The 19,556-nt window shown below is 56.5% G+C and carries 19 protein-coding genes; 14 read left to right on the top strand and 5 right to left on the bottom strand.

The window, feature by feature from the left end:
• The first annotated feature begins 119 nt into the window (after positions 1–119).
• Positions 120–1,220, top strand: a complete 1,101-nt coding sequence (locus FWJ25_RS11670; RefSeq protein ID WP_149600472.1) for an AI-2E family transporter — start codon at positions 120–122, stop codon at positions 1,218–1,220.
• A 126-nt stretch (positions 1,221–1,346) separates the two neighbouring features.
• Entirely contained in the window at positions 1,347–1,754 is a 408-nt protein-coding gene (locus tag FWJ25_RS11675) for a peptidoglycan-binding domain-containing protein (RefSeq protein WP_149600650.1), read from the top strand.
• A gap of 124 nt (positions 1,755–1,878) precedes the next feature.
• On the opposite strand, the gene ilvD is transcribed toward FWJ25_RS11675, so the two are convergent.
• The gene (gene ilvD / locus FWJ25_RS11680; protein WP_149600473.1) at positions 1,879–3,714 is read right to left on the bottom strand and encodes a dihydroxy-acid dehydratase; all 1,836 of its coding nucleotides are present in this window, start codon (positions 3,712–3,714) and stop codon (positions 1,879–1,881) included.
• 169 nt (positions 3,715–3,883) lie between these two features.
• On the opposite strand from ilvD, the gene FWJ25_RS11685 reads away from it, so the two are divergent.
• Positions 3,884–5,140, top strand: a complete 1,257-nt coding sequence (locus FWJ25_RS11685) for an HDOD domain-containing protein (RefSeq protein WP_149600474.1) — start codon at positions 3,884–3,886, stop codon at positions 5,138–5,140.
• A 52-nt stretch (positions 5,141–5,192) separates the two neighbouring features.
• A complete protein-coding gene (locus FWJ25_RS11690) occupies positions 5,193–5,774 on the top strand; it encodes an LON peptidase substrate-binding domain-containing protein (protein ID WP_149600475.1) in 582 nt (193 codons plus the stop codon).
• 13 nt (positions 5,775–5,787) lie between these two features.
• Here the strand turns inward: FWJ25_RS11690 and FWJ25_RS11695 are convergent, their stop codons facing one another.
• From FWJ25_RS11695 to FWJ25_RS11705, 3 genes are read right to left on the bottom strand one after another with little or no spacing between them, the layout of a single operon-like run.
• On the bottom strand, positions 5,788–7,236 hold the full coding sequence (locus FWJ25_RS11695; RefSeq protein ID WP_149600476.1) for a bifunctional DedA family/phosphatase PAP2 family protein: 1,449 nt from the start codon (positions 7,234–7,236) through the stop codon (positions 5,788–5,790).
• Positions 7,233–8,231, bottom strand: a complete 999-nt coding sequence (locus tag FWJ25_RS11700; protein WP_149600477.1) for a GGDEF domain-containing protein — start codon at positions 8,229–8,231, stop codon at positions 7,233–7,235. The genes FWJ25_RS11695 and FWJ25_RS11700 overlap by 4 nt, the downstream gene beginning before the upstream one ends.
• Complete coding sequence (locus tag FWJ25_RS11705; RefSeq protein ID WP_149600478.1) at positions 8,228–9,244, bottom strand: GGDEF domain-containing protein; 1,017 nt, start codon at positions 9,242–9,244, stop codon at positions 8,228–8,230. Before FWJ25_RS11705 ends, FWJ25_RS11700 begins: the two co-directional genes overlap by 4 nt.
• A gap of 138 nt (positions 9,245–9,382) precedes the next feature.
• On the opposite strand from FWJ25_RS11705, the gene FWJ25_RS11710 reads away from it, so the two are divergent.
• The 10 genes from FWJ25_RS11710 (at position 9,383) to lipB (ending at position 18,428) form a co-directional block, all read left to right on the top strand.
• Positions 9,383–10,636, top strand: a complete 1,254-nt coding sequence (locus tag FWJ25_RS11710) for a glutamate-5-semialdehyde dehydrogenase (RefSeq protein ID WP_149600479.1) — start codon at positions 9,383–9,385, stop codon at positions 10,634–10,636.
• A gap of 7 nt (positions 10,637–10,643) precedes the next feature.
• Entirely contained in the window at positions 10,644–11,294 is a 651-nt protein-coding gene (gene nadD / locus FWJ25_RS11715; RefSeq protein ID WP_149600480.1) for a nicotinate-nucleotide adenylyltransferase, read from the top strand.
• Between the two features lie 70 nt (positions 11,295–11,364).
• The gene (gene rsfS / locus FWJ25_RS11720) at positions 11,365–11,715 is read left to right on the top strand and encodes a ribosome silencing factor (protein WP_149600481.1); all 351 of its coding nucleotides are present in this window, start codon (positions 11,365–11,367) and stop codon (positions 11,713–11,715) included.
• Positions 11,716–11,717: 2 nt separating this feature from the next.
• On the top strand, positions 11,718–12,188 hold the full coding sequence (gene rlmH / locus FWJ25_RS11725; protein ID WP_149600482.1) for a 23S rRNA (pseudouridine(1915)-N(3))-methyltransferase RlmH: 471 nt from the start codon (positions 11,718–11,720) through the stop codon (positions 12,186–12,188).
• A gap of 9 nt (positions 12,189–12,197) precedes the next feature.
• Positions 12,198–14,096 (top strand): penicillin-binding protein 2, encoded by a 1,899-nt coding sequence (gene mrdA / locus FWJ25_RS11730; RefSeq protein WP_149600483.1) that lies wholly within the window; start codon positions 12,198–12,200, stop codon positions 14,094–14,096.
• Entirely contained in the window at positions 14,096–15,238 is a 1,143-nt protein-coding gene (gene rodA / locus FWJ25_RS11735; RefSeq protein ID WP_149600484.1) for a rod shape-determining protein RodA, read from the top strand. Before mrdA ends, rodA begins: the two co-directional genes overlap by 1 nt.
• A 140-nt stretch (positions 15,239–15,378) precedes the next feature.
• The gene (locus FWJ25_RS11740; RefSeq protein WP_149600651.1) at positions 15,379–16,260 is read left to right on the top strand and encodes a septal ring lytic transglycosylase RlpA family protein; all 882 of its coding nucleotides are present in this window, start codon (positions 15,379–15,381) and stop codon (positions 16,258–16,260) included.
• 50 nt (positions 16,261–16,310) lie between these two features.
• Positions 16,311–17,477, top strand: coding sequence for a D-alanyl-D-alanine carboxypeptidase family protein (locus FWJ25_RS11745; protein WP_149600485.1), 1,167 nt, complete (start codon positions 16,311–16,313; stop codon positions 17,475–17,477).
• A 31-nt stretch (positions 17,478–17,508) separates the two neighbouring features.
• The gene (locus FWJ25_RS11750; RefSeq protein ID WP_149600486.1) at positions 17,509–17,778 is read left to right on the top strand and encodes an HP0495 family protein; all 270 of its coding nucleotides are present in this window, start codon (positions 17,509–17,511) and stop codon (positions 17,776–17,778) included.
• A gap of 5 nt (positions 17,779–17,783) precedes the next feature.
• Positions 17,784–18,428, top strand: a complete 645-nt coding sequence (gene lipB / locus FWJ25_RS11755; RefSeq protein WP_149600487.1) for a lipoyl(octanoyl) transferase LipB — start codon at positions 17,784–17,786, stop codon at positions 18,426–18,428.
• 3 nt (positions 18,429–18,431) lie between these two features.
• Here the strand turns inward: lipB and FWJ25_RS11760 are convergent, their stop codons facing one another.
• Positions 18,432–19,529, bottom strand: coding sequence for a GGDEF domain-containing protein (locus FWJ25_RS11760; RefSeq protein ID WP_149600488.1), 1,098 nt, complete (start codon positions 19,527–19,529; stop codon positions 18,432–18,434).
• Positions 19,530–19,556: the final 27 nt, after the last annotated feature.

Here is a 19,556-nt window from a genome sequence, read left to right on the forward strand (position 1 = left end):
CACTATAACCCGAACAAGACTACAGAGGCCATGTCGTCGTGGTAGGCTAGCGGCTCTGGAGGCGATTCTCGTCAACGGCCCCTGGCCATAACCTGTCTGTCTGGAACTCACGGGATCTTATGTACGCAAAACTGGAAACACGGACTTTTCTTGCGATGCTGGTCGGGGTTTCCCTGGCCTTTGTGCTGCTGATGAAGCCTTTTTTTGGCCCGATTTTCTGGGCCGTTGCCATTGCGCTGATCTTCCATCCTGTTCAGCAACTGTTGGTTCGGAAGTTCGGTGACAGGCCGAACACCAATGCGCTGATCACGTTGTTCATCTGCATGGTGATTGTGGTCATTCCTGTTCTGGTACTGGTGACTTCTCTGATCGCCGAAGGCGTCGGGATTTACCAACAGATCCAGGACGGGGACATTCGGCCAGGAGAATACATTGACCGGGTGAACCAGTCTTTTCCGGCCATTCAATCGTTTCTTGCTCAGTTCGATATCAACTTTTCGGAACTAAGAGACCGGGCTGTGAGCTTCTTCGTGGGTGGCAGTCAGTTTCTTGCTAAACAGGCCATCGGGGTTGGCCAGAACACCTTCCAGTTCTTCCTCGGGCTGGCTTTAATGGTGTATCTCGCGTTTTTTCTGCTCCGGGATGGTAGCAAGCTGATTGAACTGCTGATCAAGGCCCTGCCGCTCGGGGATGAGCGGGAACGCCTGTTGTTTGCGAAATTTGCCGAAGTTACCCGTGCCACAGTGAAGGGAAATCTGCTGATTGCCATCATCCAGGGCGCACTGGGTGGCCTGATTTTCTGGATGCTGGGGATTGGTGGCGCTTTGCTCTGGGGCGTGGTCATGGCGATCGTGTCGCTGTTGCCGGCGGTTGGTGCGGCGATTGTCTGGGTTCCCGCAGCGATCTATCTGGCGGCGGTTGGCGATGTGCTTGAGGCAGTCATTCTGACGGCCTTCGGAGTGGTGGTGATTGGTCTGGCCGACAATATTCTGCGTCCGATCTTTGTGGGCCGGGATACTAAACTTCCGGATTATATTGTGCTGCTGTCTACGCTCGGTGGGATTGTCATGTTCGGGATCAATGGGTTCGTGATGGGGCCGCTGGTGGCAGCATTGTTCATGGCATTCTGGGGCATATTTATCCGCGAATTCGGTCATGAAGATCACCGGGCCCAGTTCACAGAATCGGAAATTGATGACTCCGGTCCCGAGTCCCCCTGAGGTATGCGCTTCCCAAAGTATGATACGCTTTTCATTGTTTGCCCTCGACGGTGGAGATAGGCACCACAAAATAAAAAGAAGAGAAAAGATATCCCCGTGATATCAGGAGTTATGCACGTGACTACCATGAGAAAAGCGACCAGACACCTCGGCAGGCTTGTCATTGCGGCCGGTACCACAGTAATGCTTGGGCTTGCGCCCGCGGCTTACGCCAATGAAACCGTTGCGCTCAAAAACGCTCTTTACGGAGCCGGGTATCACATCACAAATGTCAGTCCTCAGATGGATGATGCGACGAGGGCACAGCTGACGCAGTTTCAGAAGGATCACGGGCTGCAGGCTACCGGTATTCTGGATGAAGAAGCCAAGAAAGCCCTGGGGATGATTTCGGTTCAGGTAGTTGCCGCCGCGACCTCAACAAGCGGTGAAAAGGCGGCCGAGTTAACGGCTGCACCTGAACAGAAGCAGGCCGCTGCAGCTAACAAAGATGGTGCGAGTGAAGAAGACAAGGACGGCGGCTGGAAGCTGTGGTAACGAGTTGCCCTATCGCCCTGTTGCCCCCTACCTGGTTATAGAATGACAACGTATTTCAGGATGGGGCAGTCTCATACAAAAAGCCCGCCGGGAATTTCCGGCGGGCTTTTTGTTAACGGCGGGTTCAGTCCAGTTTGCTGAGATCCCTTACCGCGCCTTTATCAGCGCTGGTGGCCAACAAGGCATAGGCTTTAAGAGCGGCTGAGACCTTGCGCTCTCTGACCTGGTCCGGTTTCCAACCTTTCGCATCCCGGGCTGCACGGCGCTGGTCCAGCTCAGCCTGATCCAGCTGAACATTGATGGACCGGTTCGGAATGTCGATCAGGATGGTGTCACCGTCTTCGATCAGGCCAATCGCGCCACCGGCAGCGGCTTCCGGGGAAGCGTGTCCGATAGACAGCCCGGAAGTGCCCCCGGAGAATCGGCCATCGGTCAGCAGAGCACATTCCTTGCCCAGCCCTTTGGATTTCAGGTAGCTGGTGGGGTAGAGCATTTCCTGCATGCCCGGCCCGCCGCGAGGGCCTTCATAGCGAATAATGACGACGTCGCCGGATTTGACTTCGTCGCCCAGAATGCCGGCTACAGCGGCATCCTGACTCTCGAAGACTTTGGCCTTACCTTCGAAGACATAGATGCTTTCATCAACGCCAGCGGTTTTCACGACACAGCCGTCCAGGGCGATATTGCCGTAAAGTACGGCCAGACCGCCCTCAGAGGAATAGGCACTGGCAACGGTGCGAATGCAGCCATTGTCCCGATCGCCATCCAGACTGGGCCAACGGGTGCTCTGACTGAATGCGGTCTGGGTCGGAATTCCGGCAGGCCCGGCTTTGTAGAATTCTACAACTTCCGGGGTCGGGGAGCGCATGATGTCCCAGGTTTCCAGAGCCTCTTTCATGGTTTTGCTGTGCACGGTCGGCAGATCAGCATTAATCAGGCCGCCCCGTTCGAGTTCACCCAGAATACCCATGATGCCACCGGCCCGGTGCACATCTTCCATATGGTATTTCGGGGAGTTGGGTGCGACCTTGCAGAGTTGTGGTACGTGCCTTGAAAGCTTGTCGATATCTTCCATGCCGAAATCGACGCCACCTTCCTGAGCTGCGGCGAGCAGGTGCAGAATGGTGTTGGTGGAACCGCCCATGGCGATGTCCATCGTCATGGCATTCTCGAAGGCGGCCATGGATGCGATGCTGCGAGGCAGAACACTGTCGTCTTCACCTTCGTAGTAACGACGGGCATTTTCCACGATCTGGCGTCCGGCTTTCAGGAACAGTTGCTCGCGGTCAGCGTGGGTTGCCAGCAGCGAACCGTTGCCAGGAAGGGACAGGCCGATGGCTTCGGTCAGGCAGTTCATGGAGTTGGCGGTAAACATACCTGAGCACGAGCCACAGGTCGGGCAGGCGCTGCGCTCGTATTCTTCCACCTGCTCATCGCTGGCATTAGGATCCGCGGCAATCACCATGGCATCCACCAGATCCAGCTTGTGTTCGGAAAGCTTGGTTTTACCGGCTTCCATTGGGCCGCCGGATACAAAAATGGTCGGGATATTCAGGCGCATGGCAGCCATCAGCATACCCGGAGTGATTTTGTCGCAGTTGGAAATGCAGACCAGAGCGTCGGCGCAGTGGGCGTTCACCATGTACTCGACGGAATCGGCAATGATCTCCCGGGAAGGCAGGGAGTAGAGCATGCCATCATGGCCCATTGCGATGCCGTCATCCACGGCGATGGTGTTGAATTCTTTGGCGACACCGCCCGCTTCCTCAATCTCACGGCAGACCAGTTGTCCCAGGTCCTTTAGATGGACGTGCCCGGGAACGAACTGGGTGAAGGAGTTGGCAACAGCAATAATAGGCTTGCCAAAATCGTCATTCTTCATGCCGGTAGCCCGCCAGAGGGCACGGGCGCCAGCCATATTGCGGCCTGCGGTGGAAGTCCGAGAACGATACTGAGGCATGGTGTTCTGGTCTCTCTTGTTACCTGAAAGTGAATGTCACGTGTGGTTAGTAAGGATCAAGGATACCAGATTCGACTCCTGACGCATGGTTGTTTTGCCAGTCGGTGTTTACAATGTTTAACAGAGTCTCTGAATTATTCCCGGATTTATGCAAGACAAGGAGATGCCTATGGCCGGCGAGGACAGCCTGCCCATCAACCGTTTAAAAGAATTTCAGCCACTTAACAAGCTGACCGAGGATCAACTGGTTCTGCTGTCCAGTAGGGCTGAGCGGAGAACCCATGGTCCCGGCCAGCGTGTGATCGAACGCGGGGTGCGCGACGGGTTGGAGTTTTTCCTGATCAGTGGTGAGGTGGAGCTGGAAGCCATTGATGGCCGGAAGTCCGTCGTTCAGGCTGAAACCGATAAAGCGCTGCACCCTCTGGCGCGATTGCAGCCGCGCATGTACGACGTTATTGCTGTCCGACCCAGTGAGTTTCTGGTCGTCGAACAGGATGTACTCAATCAGATGCTTCGGGCTGCGCCGGTCAGCCAGGTGGAAATGGATTCGGGCGAAGCTTTCGGGTCTGAGGAAACGGAAGAGCATCACCTGCTGATGGAATTCTACGCGGAGCTTCGTTCCAATCAGGTGAAACTGCCGAGTGTTCCGGACGTTGCCTGGAAAGTGCGGCGGGCGGTTGATCGGGACGATTCCACGGCAGACCAGGTTGCCAGTGCAATCTCTGCTGACCCAGCCATGGCGGTCAAGCTGGTAAGGGCCTGCAACAGTCCTTTGTACCGGGGTTTCAGTGATGTTCGCAATGTGCGTGAGGCCGTGGTTCGTCTGGGGATGAGAACCACCCGTCAGTTGGTGACTGTTTTCTCCATGCGGGAAGTGTTCAAAACCAAGCAGGCTTCGTTGCAGAGGGAAATGGAGAAACTGTGGAATCATTCCAGGGAAATGGCGGCCCTGTGCTGGGTGCTGGCGGATCATGCCACCCGCTTGAACCCTGAAGAAGCGCTGCTGGCGGGTTTGTTGCACGATATTGGTGTGGTTCCGGTGCTGGTACAGGCGGAACATCACGTGAACCTTTTTGCTGATGATGCCAATCTCCAGCATGCCATCCATGAATTACGGGCGGATGTGGGCACCGCAGTGCTGGAAAACTGGGCTTTCCCTGGAACCTTTGTTGAAGCAGTCCGTCATGCAGAGGACTGGGGTTATGAATGTCGTGAGGCGGACCCTCAACTGGTGGACGTGGTGATTGTCGCCCAATTGCATTCAATGATCGGTTCCAGTCAAAATGGTCAGCTTCCGTCTTTTGATGAGGTACCGGCATACCGCCGGCTGGGCGAACTGGAACTGAATGCTTCCCGTAGTCTTGAGGTCCTGTCAGAAGCTCGGGCACGGGTCGATGAGGTTCAGCAGCTACTTTCGATCCGGTAACTGGCATGGCCAGCGACTATTTGGAGTCTGCTTAGCGGTGATTGTCCCTGATATGAATGTACCTCTCTTCCCCCTGAATTCAATCGTCCTTCCGAGGGGGAGGATTCCTCTTCAGCTTTTCGAGCCCCGTTACATTGATATGCTGACGAGGTGCATGAAGGAAGACCGTGGTTTCGTTATCGTATTGCTCCGCGACGGGGCTGAAACGGGACGGGTCGCAGAATTCTACGATATCGGCACTTACGTTCGGATCATCGATTTTCAGCAGTTGGAGAATGGTTTGCTGGGGATTACCGTCGAAGGTTCGGCGAAGGTATCGGTGATCCGTAGCTGGCAGCAGGAAGATGGCCTGAATGTCGGTGATGTCGAACTTCTGGTGGATGAAGCGGAAATCGATGTCCCGGAGCGTTTTGGTGAGTTGCCGTCGGTTTTGCGTGCATTGTTCAAGCATCCGGTTATTCAGGATCTGGATATGGATGTGGATTATGAGGACGCCCGGGAAGTTGGCTGGCGCCTGACCGAGCTGTTGCCGTTGGAGAAAGAGGAGAAGCAGCGACTGGTGGAGCTTCAGGACCCCTTGGAGCGGCTGAGTCGATTGCAGGATCTTCTTGAGGTGTTAGAGGAGGGAGGCTGACCTTTTCGGCAACTCATGCAACCTGATAGCTGGCGATGGCTGTCGGCCAGCGCGTGTACACATAGCCCACGGTAAATAGCAGCCAGAGCAGGCCGGCACCAATTGTGCTCGCATCCACGACCATGGGAACCCGATCAAAACGGCTGTAGCTGGCCCGGATTGCACCAGTGACAGCCAGTCCCAGCAATACCCCGCCAACAACATCCGTAAACCAGTGTACCCCGAGATACAGCCGGCTGATGGCAACGGGTAGCAGCGGTAGTGAAAACAGAACATAGGCCTGCCAGCGCTTCCTGTTGTGGGTCTCCCCGGCCACAAAGCTGGCGAGTAGTGTCACCAGTACCGTTATGCCTGCGGTATGGCCGCTAGGGAATGCCCCTGATGACGGCGGTTTTATGACTTCATCCGGTCGAGGCACGCTCAGTCCCATTTTCAGTAACCAGACAAGCCCCATAGTCAGGATGGATGCTGCCAGTATGTGGGCTGAAGCTGCGTAATAGCCTCTGAACCCCAGTGCCAGTGCCGCAAGCCCGGCGGCTGCTAACAATACCGGAGGGTCTCCCAGCAATGTGAAAAGCAGGGCGGGGCCGTCAAGCAGGGGTTGTCGTAACTGTGCAAACCAGGTCAGGCTCAGTTCGTTGAAGGGCTCCAGCAGATTGGTGAAATTCGCCAGCTGCCCCCAGATAAGAAACAGACCGATTGAGCCCAGTGCCAGCATGAACGACGCGAGTGGGAATTCGCCGTCCCGGGCGGGACGGCTGTTGCTGTAGATTCTCCAGAAACGGTGGGTAGCGTCGTATTTCGCCATGCGTTTTTTTACCCAGGTGTAAGTTCGGCCACCTTCGCCCAGGCCCAGCTGAATCCGGAACAGGAGCAGGTAGACCGCGAGGAGCACCAGCAGGCTGATAGCAATGACCGGATAAAAATGAGCTGGCGGGTGAATATCCGCTGCCAGGGCACTGCCGACGAAGAAACCCGGCAGGATATACGTTGGCGCCCAGCCGACAGCGGACAGGATATTGAATGTCAGGAAACGCCGCCATGGCATCAAAAGGGCGCCGGCAACCAATGGAATGACAGGGCGGATGGGGCCGATAAATCGCCCCAGAACGACGCTTTTTCCCCCATGTTTCTGGAAGAATGCTTCGCCCTTGTCGAGCAGTGCGGGATAGCGGCTTAATGGCCAGACGCTGTTCAGGCGTCCCTGCAATTTCCGCCCAAGGGCGAAGCTGAGTCCGTCCCCCGCGATGGCGCCCAGGCCGGTCCAGAGCAATGCTTCGAACAGGGGCATACCAATCTGGCCGGCCAGCGCGGCAACCGCAAACAGGATAGCAACGCCGGGGACGATAACACCGGCAATGGCCAGTGACTCGGTAAAGGCGGTTGCAAACAGGGCCAGTGCCAGCCATCCCGGGTGTGCGCTCAGCCAGATGGAAAGATCCGTCAGCCAGCCCGCGCTCATGCTGAGATGGATTCTCCCGGGCTGAACCAGACAGAATCAGCTCCTTTGCGCTGAGCATCTTCGAGTGCTTTGTGGGCTCTCTTCCTGAGGTTGTCTGTGCGGGTATCGCCGGAGCCTCTGCTGGTGCATCCCAGGCTGACGGTTGTTTTTCCGGTAACTGGCCAGTTCTGTTCCGAAATGGTGCGGCGTATACGTTCGGCAATGACCCGGACACCTTCTTCCGGGGTGAACGGGAGGATCAGGAAAAATTCAGAGTCGTTGATGGTATACAAGGTGTCGCCGGCCCGTATAACGCCGAACAGGTGCTCCGTGATTGAGCGGAAGAGGGTTTGCAAGCCCGCTTTGCCGTGCAGGTCGATAGCCTGGTCGGCGTAGTCAATACCGATATTGATGACCGCCAGAGGGTGGCCGGTGGCGATTGCCCGGCTGATTTCTTTTTGCAGGGTTTCATCGAGAAACCGCGCATTGTGCGCACCCGTCACAGGGTCCGTAATGGCGAGGTCCTCGGCTGACTGGGCCATATTGTCATAGTGCCAGGCATAGAGAGAGGCTGCTGCCAGTAACAGCAGCAATCCGGGAATAATGATTGTGGCATGTGCGTACGGTTGTTCGCTGATGATCAGTGCTGATGCGGGCAAGAGCAGTAGCAATGACAGAGCGACCCCCTGTCGGAGCGGCAGGATAAGCAGGTTGAGGACCAGCAATGGCATGATCCAGTGCGTGATGCCAGGGCTGTCCAGTGTAAACATCGCCGCGATCAGGCCACTGTTCAGGCCCGTCAGGATGATCAGGTGGCCGGGGGCGGATAGTTGGTGCCTGCGACAGATAAACGTATAGATATTGCCCGCAAAGGTCAGCGCCGCCATTCCGGATGCCAGGTAAAACAGTTGGTAGAAACCATAGCGGAGGTTTTGCAGGGCTAATGCGGCAATGAACAGCGTGGCGAGGCCGTAGGCCGCACTATGAGTCCAGGTTCGGAGCCGGGTTTCAGTCATGATGCAGGCCCTTCAGCCGGGGTTTGATGGTTGGAGGCTGCCTGATTCCAGGCGCTGTAGGCCTGGCTGCGGTTCCCGCCCTGTTGTTGGGCTCGCCGGAGAGCGTTGGCAGCACTTTGCTGAAGGCTGTGTGCATCGTCCCCGATATTCAGCCCGGCGATACCGGTGCTGACCGTCAGGGCCATGCCGTGGGAATCCATCAATGTGCCAAGGCCTTTGCGAATGATTTCGGCGCGGTTCACCGCGTCACTGGTTGTGATGCCGGGAAGGATAACGAGAAACTGCAGATCAGCTACCCGGTAGTAGGTGTCGAAGTCACGTATCTGGGAGTGCAGATAACGTCCGATGCGGGGCAATATGGAACGGATATCGGCGTCCGGGTCGTTGTCGCTCAAGTGTGTGTCGAGCCCGATCATAATGATCGACATGTCCGTACCTTCTCGTTCACTGCGCTGGATTTCCTTGTGCAGGTCGGCAGACAGGTATTCCCGGCTGGCGGCCTGGGTCAGTTCATCGGTTCGCCGTAAAGGTGCGAGTTGTCGGGATTTGTACTCTCTCAGAAAAATCAGAACGACCGACAGCAGAACCGTTAACAGCAAGGCGCTGAGCATCTGGTGTCGGTCTGCCAGGCCGGTGGCCCACTGGACCGCGATGGTCGCCAGTACCACCATCACAACGGTGATTGTGGTGGCGATGGCGCGAGGCACGAGAGCAAAGGCGACTAACGGGATGACGTAGAGCCAATGGGTAAGCGCCCATGGGCCGGTCCAGAAACTGGTTAACAGAAGCAGGAGCAGCGCCAGAAAAAACAGTTGCTGTATCCGTGGCCACGGATTCTTTTCACGGTTTGCGTGGAAGGTCCGGCCGGATACGACAATGCCGGCCGCCGCGGCAGCGATGGCTGCGGCCAGGGGCTCGCCCAGCAGTGCGTTTAAGGTTGCGACGGCAATAAGCACGACGAAACCGGAGCGAGACAATCGGCTTAACAGGAATTTATCGGCCAGTCGGGCCATGGTGTCCGTCCTTTTTTCTTTCCCTAACTATGGCACATCGCAGCGGTATAATATCCGTTTGGGATGCGTACTTGAAACGGGAAAGGTAAAGTTAGCCCCTTATTTACGAATTCTATTCGAAGACACGAAGGTAACTGGATGGATATTGCAGCTTATATGTCCGAGGTCGGGCAGCAGGCGCGGGCAGCGGCAACACTGGTGGCACGCTCTACCACCGCGGTCCGTAACAAAGCGCTGCTGGCAACGGCAGAGGCATTGGACAAGGCTCGGGATGAACTTGCTGAAGCAAATCGCAAGGACCTGGACCAGGGGCGTGAAAATGGTCTGGATGCAGCCATGCTGGATCGCCTGGGACTGACCTCGCAGCGCATCGATACCATGATCGAGGGTTTGCGCCAGGTGGCTTCGCTGCCGGATCCGATTGGTGAAATCACCGATATGACCTATAGGCCGTCCGGTATCCAGGTCGGCAAGATGAGGGTTCCGCTCGGCGTTATCGGCATTATCTACGAGTCCCGTCCGAATGTGACCGTGGAAGCTGCCAGCCTGTGTCTGAAGTCTGGCAATGCGACCATCCTGCGTGGTGGCTCTGAATCCATTCATTCCAATCAGGCGATTGCCCGCTGTATCGCTTGGGGTCTTGCGGAAGCCGGTTTGCCGGAGACAGCTGTGCAGGTGGTCAAAACTATTGACAGAGCAGCCGTGGGTGAGCTGATAACCATGCCGAAGTATGTGGATGTCATTGTCCCCCGCGGAGGCAAGGGGTTGATTGAGCGCATCAGCAACGATGCCCGGGTTCCGGTTATCAAGCACCTCGACGGTGTGTGTCACGTGTATGTCGACAGCCATGCCGATCCTGAAAAGGCTCTGAGAGTAGCCGTCAACGCCAAGACCCATCGGTACGGAACCTGTAACACCATGGAGACGTTGCTGGTCGACCGGGAAATCGCGGAGGATATCCTGCCGCTGATGGCATCGGCCTTTGCGGAGAAGGGTGTTGAGCTGCGCGGGTGTGAGCTCACCCGGGCGATCATCGATGCCAGAGAAGCGACGGAACTGGATTGGGAAGCGGAATACCTTGCGCCGATTCTTGCCGTGCGGGTTGTGGATGGTCTTGATGGCGCTATAGAGCATATCAATCGCTACAGCTCGCAGCACACGGACAGCATCATCACTGAGAATTACACCCGTGCCCGCCGTTTCCTGACTGAAGTGGACTCCAGCTCCGTGATGATCAATGCGTCAACACGCTTTGCGGATGGCTTCGAATATGGATTGGGCGCCGAAATCGGCATTTCCACCGATAAGATCCACGCCCGGGGGCCGGTCGGCCTGGAAGGACTGACATCCCAGAAGTATGTGGTGTTCGGCGACGGCCATATCCGGGCCTGACCTGACGATGCATGTTATTTATGGCGGTACCTTTGATCCGATACATCATGGCCATTTGAGGCTGGCGTTGGAGCTGAGTGACCGGCTCGGGGTGCCGCGCATTCATCTGGTGCCCTGTCATATACCGCCACACCGGGGTGAAACGGGCGCAAGTTCGGCCCAGCGGCTCCGGTTGCTGGAACTGGCAATTGCAGGTGAGTCGCAGCTGGCCATCGATAGCCGGGAGCTGGATCGTGCAGGTGCGTCTTATACGGCGGATACCTTGCGTCAGTTGCGTCGCGAAGTCGGTGAAGATGAACCTTTGGTCATGGTCGTGGGAACGGATGCATTCGCAGGCTTTGATCGCTGGCGGGACTGGCAACAGATTCCCGGGTTAGCCCATATTGTAGTGGTGCGTCGCCCCGGGCCGCCGCTGGACCCTTCGGGCAAACCAGCCAGGCTGCTTGCGGAGCGGGCTGCGGAAGATGTTTCGGCGTTGTATGGGAAACCCGGTGGTCTGATCCTGGAGCTGGATCCTCCGCTTCTGGACATATCTGCCACGGGCATTCGTGAACGTATCGGAGAGGGCCGGTCGCCCCGATATCTGATTCCGGACCCGGTCTGGGACGAGATTCGTAGAATGGGACTCTACGGTGCCTGCCCTGACGACAACTTTTAATGATACAATTGCCCCCGAATATGACTTTTCGGGCGGCCACCCAGGCCGATGCCCGTCTAACAGGGTGATTATGCAGGCAGAGCAACTGAAAGAACTGGTCGTCAACGCACTCGAAGACGTCAAAGCACAGGATATCAGCGTCATTGATGTTCGCGACCGCACCAGTGTGACCGACTTCATGGTTCTCGCATCTGGAACGTCCAATCGTCACGTCAAGTCCCTTGCGGATTCCGTGGTAACCGATGCCAAGGAGCAGGGCGTTCGTGCGAGTAATGTCGAAGGCGGTGCTGCCAGCGACTGGATACTGGTGGATCTCGGTGATGTGGTTGTCCATGTCATGATGCCCGCTACACGGGAGTTCTACGATCTGGAGCGCTTTTGGCGCGATGCACCGGATCTTGGTGCCGCAGGCAGCGAATAATCATGCGGCTTCGTCTGATCTGCGTGGGGCAGAAAATGCCCGACTGGGTCAGTGCCGGGTATAACGAGTACGCTCGTCGTATGCCGCCAGAGCTGCCTGTGGAGCTGGTGGAAATTCCCATGGCACACCGGGGCAAGAACCCGGACATTCCCAGACTGATGCAGCGTGAAAGCGATGCCATCCTTGCGGCGACCGGTCCGAAAGACCGTGTGGTCGCTCTGGAAGTGGGCGGTCGCCCCTGGTCGACGGAAAAACTGGCCGGCCAACTGGAGAACTGGCAGCTCGATGGTCGTGATGTCTGCTTTCTGGTGGGTGGGCCGGATGGACTCGCGGATGCCTGTCGTCAGAGGGCCGACCAGCAATGGTCGCTCTCACCGTTGACCCTGCCGCATCCCCTGGTGCGCATCCTTCTCGCCGAGCAGCTCTATCGGGCGTGGTCTATTACCCGCAATCACCCGTACCACCGGGCATAGGAAGCGAATATGCCGTGGGGTGAATTCAAAAACACCGCAGCTGAGCGACGGCTGTTCCAGCGCCGGGCCTCGGTTATGCTGGCCTTCGTCATGCTGCTCCTGGGCGGTCTGATTGCCCGGATGTATCAGCTGCAGATCGTCGAACACGAAATCTACACCACGCTGTCAGATAAAAACCGGGTTCAGGTTCAGTCCGTTCCTCCGCCCCGTGGCCTGGTCTACGATCGAAATCATTTGCTGCTTGCTGAAAACAGGCCTGTATTCAGCGTAACGCTCGTCCCGGAACGGGTTGAAGGAATGGAGCAGACCCTGGATGCCCTGGGGGGGATTCTTGATGTTTCTGAGGAAGACCTGGACCGTTTTCAGAGGCGTTTACGGGAACCCCGGAGGCCCTACCAGGAAATCCCGCTTCGTTACGATCTGAATGAAGAAGAAATTGCCCGGCTTGCCGTGCATCGCCATGAGCTACCGGGCGTGGAAGTGAAGGCTGAACTGGTTCGATATTATCCCCACAGTGACCTCACAGCCCATGCCCTCGGATTTGTCGGGCGAATCAACCGTGATGAGCTGCAGAGGATTGATCCGGTGAACTATGCCGGCACCAACTACATTGGCAAGTCCGGAATCGAGCGTTTCTACGAAGATGTACTGCACGGGAAAGTAGGTTACCAGCACGTGGAAACCAATGCCCGGGGCAGAACCTTGCGGGTTCTGGAGCGTGAAAATCCCGTGCCAGGTGAGGATCTGCAGCTGCATCTGGACCTCCGCCTGCAGCAACGGGCCTATGAGCTCCTTGATGGACGCCGGGGGGCCATTGTGGCCATTGAGCCATCCACCGGCGGTATTCTTGCTCTGGCCAGCGTCCCCGGGTTCGATAGCAACAAGTTTGTTACCGGCATCAGTGTAAAAGACTATCGGGAACTCAGTGAGAGCCGGGATAAGCCGTTGTTCAACAGGGCGTTGCGGGGACAGTACCCGCCCGGGTCAACCCTGAAACCGATGCTTGCCATAGCCGCTCTGGATAGTGGGGCAACGACCAGGGATCACACAGTCTGGGATCCGGGATATTTCCAGCTTAACGATGCGGGGCGGCGCTACCGTGACTGGAAGCGGGGTGGTCATGGCTGGGTTGATCTGAAAAGTGCGATGGCACAGTCCTGCGACGTGTATTTCTACGAGGCTGCGGTGAAAATGGGGGTCGACACCATGTACGACTACCTGTCTCGCTTCGGCTTCGGTGAGGACGCGGCTCTGGACGTGTCCGGTGCGCTTGACGGCCTGCTCCCATCGAGAGACTGGAAACAGGCTATGCGCAACGAACCCTGGTATCCCGGTGACTCTGTCAATCTGGGGATCGGCCAGGGATTTATGCTGGCAACACCTTTACAGCTGGCGACGGCTACATCGCTCATTGCCAACCGCGGAACATGGGTTGAGCCCCGTCTGTTGAAGGATATTGATGGCGATACTCCGGTAAAAGAGTACTTACCTGGCGAGAGTCACGAGCCTTTGAAGCTGAAAGACCCGAGTGATTGGGAATTCGTTGTCGATACCATGGCCGAGGTTATGCACGGGCGCCACGGCACCGCACGCCGGGCTGGCGCCGATGCGCCCTACCGGATGGCCGGGAAAACTGGCACTGCGCAGGTGTTCAGCCTGGCGGAAGACGAAGAGTATGACGCTGAAGAGGTCAGAGAACGCTTGCGCGATCATGCGTTGTTTGTCGGATTTGCGCCAGTGGATAAACCTCAGATCGCCGTTGCTGTCATCGTTGAAAACGGCGGCGGTGGAAGCAGTACCGCGGCACCGGTAGCGCGGGCTCTGTTTGACGCCTGGCTTCTGGAATTTCCCAAAGAGGACCAGGGTAAAGTGGTAGGGCAGGTTGATGGTGACGGGGGGCAGAACTGATGGCGTTAGGAGAAATCCTGGGCTCGTCTGCAGGGCACCCATTGGGGCGTCAGAAAGGTATCTGGGCGACACTTCATCTCGATCCGATCCTGCTGTTTCTACTGCTGGCTCTTGTCTCCGGTGGCCTTTTTGTCCTTTACAGTGGTGCTGATCGTAATATTGAAGTCGTCAAGGCCCAGGGCATCAGGCTGGGCGTTGCCTTTATTGTGATGTTTGTTTTTGCACAGTTCGACCCGGGGGTGTTCCGGCGTTGGGCTCCCTGGCTGTATTCCGTTGGTTTGGTTGCTCTGCTGGCCGTGTTGCTTGTCGGCGTTGGAGCAAAGGGGGCTCAACGCTGGCTGGCGCTTCCCGGGCTCCCTCGTTTCCAGCCTTCCGAGCTGATGAAGCTGGTTGTCCCCATGATGGCCGCCTGGTATCTCTCGCGACATTACCTGCCGCCCCGATTTCGACATGTCGCAGTTGGCCTGGCGATTGTGTTGTTGCCGATGGTGATGATTATCAAACAACCTGATTTGGGAACCTCATTGCTGGTCGGACTGGCCGGGTTGTTTGTCGTCTTTTTTGCCGGGATCAGCTGGAAGCTGATCAGTGCGTTTGCTGTGATGGTGTCCGTGTCTGCGCCGATGATGTGGTTCTTCGTTATGCGGGATTACCAGAAGCAGCGGGTACTGACGATGCTCGACCCCCAGAGTGACCCATTAGGCGCCGGTTGGAATATTATCCAGAGTAAGACGGCCATAGGCTCCGGGGGCTTTGATGGCAAGGGGTGGCTGCTTGGCACTCAATCGCATCTGGAATTTTTGCCGGAAAGCCATACCGATTTCATTGTGGCGGTACTGGCTGAAGAGTTTGGCTTCGTTGGCATGCTCATCCTGCTGACTGTGTATTTCCTGATTATCCTGCGTTGTCTCTACATCGCTGCAACCGCTCAGGACTCGTTCAGCCGACTGCTGGCGGGTGCGCTGACAATGACCTTCTTTATCTATATTGTGGTGAACGTAGGCATGGTTAGCGGGGTGTTGCCGGTGGTGGGAGTTCCACTTCCCCTGATCAGTTATGGTGGCACCTCGAGTGTTACCCTGATGGCTGCATTCGGAGTATTGATGTCTATTCATACCCACCGGCGGATGATTGGTGCCTGATCAGGCAATCGTGGCCTGCCGGTAATGGTGATTGGCGGATAGAACCCGTTACAATGGTTCCATGAGGTCTGAGTAACGTCTCCGGTGGTGTATCCGCAAGCCGGTTTTGTAGAGAGGGAGAGGTGTTCCGTTCAGTGAACATGAAATATCTGACAAGTTGGCTGCTGGCATCGTTTCTGGTGCTCGGCGGCTGTGCCTCTTCACCGGAAGTTGATCATTCTTCCCGGTATACCATCAGTCAGGATCGTGCGCCGGAGGGAAACTTTGACGCTTCCGGGCTGTCTGACGCCCGCCCTGTGTACGAAGCGCCGAGAAACGCAGGTAACAAATCGCCCTACACGGTCTGGGGCAAAAGCTATCATGTTCTCCCCAGTAATGATGGCTATGTCGCTCGTGGTACTGCGAGTTGGTACGGAGAAAAATTTCACGGCCACAAAACCTCCAATGGCGAAGTGTTCGACATGTATGCCATGAGTGCTGCACACAAATCGCTGCGGATTCCGGGGTATGCCCGGGTGACCAATCTGGACAACGGCCGTTCGGTCATTGTCCGGGTCAATGATCGTGGTCCGTTCCATAGTGACCGGGTGATTGATCTGTCCTATGCTGCTGCCAAAAAACTCGGTTATCAGGCCCGGGGCACGGCAAGAGTGGAAGTGGCTGCCATTACCGTTCGCCCGGATGGGTCGATGACACTGGCCGGTCAGCCTTTCCAGCCAGGGCAGCCCGTGACCTATAGCGATACAGACGTGGCAGCCAGTGGCGATATAACCGGAGCCAGCCAGGCGCTTTACGTGCAGCTTGGTTCCTTTTCCAGCCGGGACCCGGCCGAGCGTCTGCTGACTGAGGCCCGGGCGGTGCTGGAAAACCCGATGCGGGTGCGATCAATTGATACTGCATCCGGCCGTTTTCACAGGGTTCAGGTTGGCCCTTTTGAAGACGAAGATAGTGCCAGACGTACTCAAAGTCTGTTGGAGGCACGGGGATTTTCGCAATCGATCCTGCTGACAGACACACACTGACAACCTGTTTATAAAGAAAGTCACACACCTTACGACGAATGATTGGACCCATGGCCTCTAAATCCCTGTTTCGCTCACTCTCTGTAATCTTCACGCTGGTTTTCCTGCTGGCCAGCAAAGCGATGGCTCAGTCTGTGCTGATACCCTCTCCGCCCCAGATCGCCGGCAGCTCCTACGTGCTGATGGATCCCAAAAGCGGGCGGGTGATCATGGAGGAGAACAGCCATGAGCGTTTACCGCCGGCCAGCCTGACTAAAATGATGACGGCCTATATCGTTGAGCGTGAGCTTGATGAGGGGCGGATTTCCCTCACTGACATGGTGCCGATCAGTGTCAAAGCATGGAAAACCGAAGGTTCCAGAACATTCGTCCGGGAGGGTACCTCGGTCCCGGTGGAAACCTTGCTCAAAGGTGTGATTATCCAGTCCGGAAACGATGCGTCCGTGGCTCTGGCGGAGTTTATCGCCGGTAGTGAAGGTGCGTTTGTGGATATCATGAACCAGCAGGCAAAGATTCTCGGTATGACGGGCACGCACTTCGAAAATGCCACTGGCCTTCCCAAACCTGACCACTTCTCTACCGCCCACGACCTGGCCCTGCTCGCCCGGGCCATTATTAATGATTATCCGGAAAACTATGCGATCTACGCGGAGAAGCATTTTACCTATAACAATATCCGGCAGCCCAACCGCAACAGCCTGTTGTGGAGGGATGACAGTGTTGACGGTCTGAAGACTGGCCATACCGAAGAAGCGGGATATTGCCTGGTGGCTTCTGCCAAACGCAACGATACCCGCTTTATCGGCGTTGTAATGGGTACCAGCAGTTCTGAATCCCGGGCGCAGGAAGTCCAGAAAATGCTGAACTACGGCTTTCGCTACTACGAGAGCGAACGCCTGTTCCGGTCTGGCCAGGAGTTGATCAAGGCGCGTGTCTGGGGCGGGCAGTCTGATGACTTGTCTGTAGGCCTGTCCGAAGACGTGTATGTGACCATCCCGAGAGGCTCCCGAAATGATCTGGAATCAAGCGTGGACCTTGATTCTGTGATTAAAGCACCCATCAAGGTGGGGGATGAGCTTGGCCGTGTAAAAGTGTCCCTGAAGGGTGAAGTTCTTGTGGATCAGCCGGTACTGGCCCTCACAGACATTCCTGAAGGTGGGCTATTCAAACGTATCTGGGATGCTATCAAGCTCTTTTTTGTCCAGCTATTTCAGTAAGGGTGACGGTGGTCGCCGGGAGTAAGACGGTATGAGTGAGCCGAAAGCACCAAAAATTGAATTTCCCTGTGACTACATTATCAAAGTCATCGGTAATGCGGCCCCTGATTTCACCGAGTTCGTTGTGGAAGTGGTTGAGCAGCACGCGCCAGGAATCTGCGAGGCGGATATCTCGGTGACTGACAGCTCCAAAGGACGCTTCTCATCAGTACAACTCAAGATCGTTGCAACTGGAGAGGCACAGTTGAAAGCGCTGTTTGAAGACCTGAAAGCCAGTGGCCGGGTCCACATGGTGCTGTAACGCTGATGACTGATCTGGTCGTTCGTTCTCTGGGTGAGCAGCCCTATGAGGAAACCTGGGAAGCGATGAAATCTTTCACCGCTGAACGGGATGAATCCGTTTGCGATGAACTCTGGTGTCTGGAACATCCCCGCGTTTATACCCAGGGGCAAGCGGGCAAGGCCGAGCACATCCTGGCGCCGGGGGATATTCCAGTCATCCAGGTGGATCGTGGAGGGCAGGTCACTTATCACGGTCCGGGACAGCTCGTGATTTACCTGATGATCGATCTCAGCCGTCGGAAACTGGGTATCCGGGCTCTGGTGGATGTGATCGAGAAGGCCATCGTGGGTACCCTTGCAGAGCTGGGTGTCGAGGCCGCGCCCCGCCCGGATGCGCCAGGAGTCTATGTCGGTGAGAGCAAGATCGCCTCCCTCGGGCTTCGGGTCAGGCGCGGTTGTTCATTCCATGGTCTGGCGCTGAATGTCGATATGGACATGGAACCGTTCCGTCGGATCAATCCCTGCGGCTACGCCGGGATGCCCATGAGCCAGGTGACAGATTTTGTGCCTGGCGCAGCCCTGGAAGATATTGAGCGGCGCCTGGTTGGCCAGTTGGTCGAAAAGCTGGGTTGCAACGAGGGCAGTGTCGAGTACCGGCAGGGCTGGTAGCCCTCAGGCAACACATTCCGTTTTATTGTAGGAACATACTCGGTTGCGGCCCTGCTTCTTTGCGGCATACAGGGCTTCGTCGGCGCGTTGAAGTAGCCGGTCGATGGATTCACCGCCATGGATGGTCGCCACCCCGACACTGATCGTGGCCTGGATTCTGGTTTCCTCCTGAGTGATGGCTGATGCGGCGATGGCCAGGCGAACACGGTTGGCAATCCGGGTGGCCGCCTGCTCACCGGTCTCTGGTAGTAATACGAGATACTCCTCTCCGCCCCAACGGGCAATGGTGTCGACCTTGCGGCATTGTTCCCGCAGAATGCGTGCCACGAGAATAATCAGTTTGTCACCTACGTGGTGCCCGTAGGTATCGTTGACCTGTTTGAACAAATCAATGTCCATCAGCAGCACCGAGAAAGGCCGTTTGTTCCGGCTGTACCGTTCCTGCTCACCTTCCAGTTGCTCCAGCCCTTCCCGCCGGTTGGCCAGCCCGGTCAGCGCATCATGTTTGGCTGCGTGTTCGAAGTCCGCAGCCAGCCTCAGTAATCCCAGTTTACTGCGCCTTCTGCTTTGATCGAGGATGTAGCAGGTCATCATCTCGAAGGCCAGGGCGATGATCATAGATAGCCGGAAACTGGTTGTGTAGGGTGTCTCAAAGATCAGATCGCCCAAAGGGCTAAACAAAACGATCACACCAGTCAGCCCGCCTGCGCAGGCGGTAACGCCAACCCTGGATTGGCTGATGTAAAACACGATAGGTGGGTAGGCAAAGAGCCAGAGAATGGCAGAGCCGTCTTCGACCGCGTGCGTGGCGAGATAGGTAAACAGCAGGGTGATGACAGTGATAAATCCCCGCCTCTGCAGAGTCTTGCTGCCGCCGATTCGGTAGATCAGGCCGTTAGTACCCAGTAACACCGCAAAGACGAGCAAAAATGCTGGCGTGTTCGGGTCATGACTATGGGAGTCTGAGCGCCAGGCGAAGAAGACCAGCAACGGAACGGCAAAGATCGTTAACCAGTTGATCAGGACGGGAACCGGAATCTCGCCTCTGACCCTGAACTGAGAGAGTTGAGTGTCCGGCGTTTTCTCAATGCTATTGCGCATGATGTCGTCTTGAGAGTTCTGTATGTA

It is taken from the genome of Marinobacter salinexigens (genome assembly GCF_008370345.1).
Taxonomy (GTDB): domain Bacteria; phylum Pseudomonadota; class Gammaproteobacteria; order Pseudomonadales; family Oleiphilaceae; genus Marinobacter; species Marinobacter salinexigens.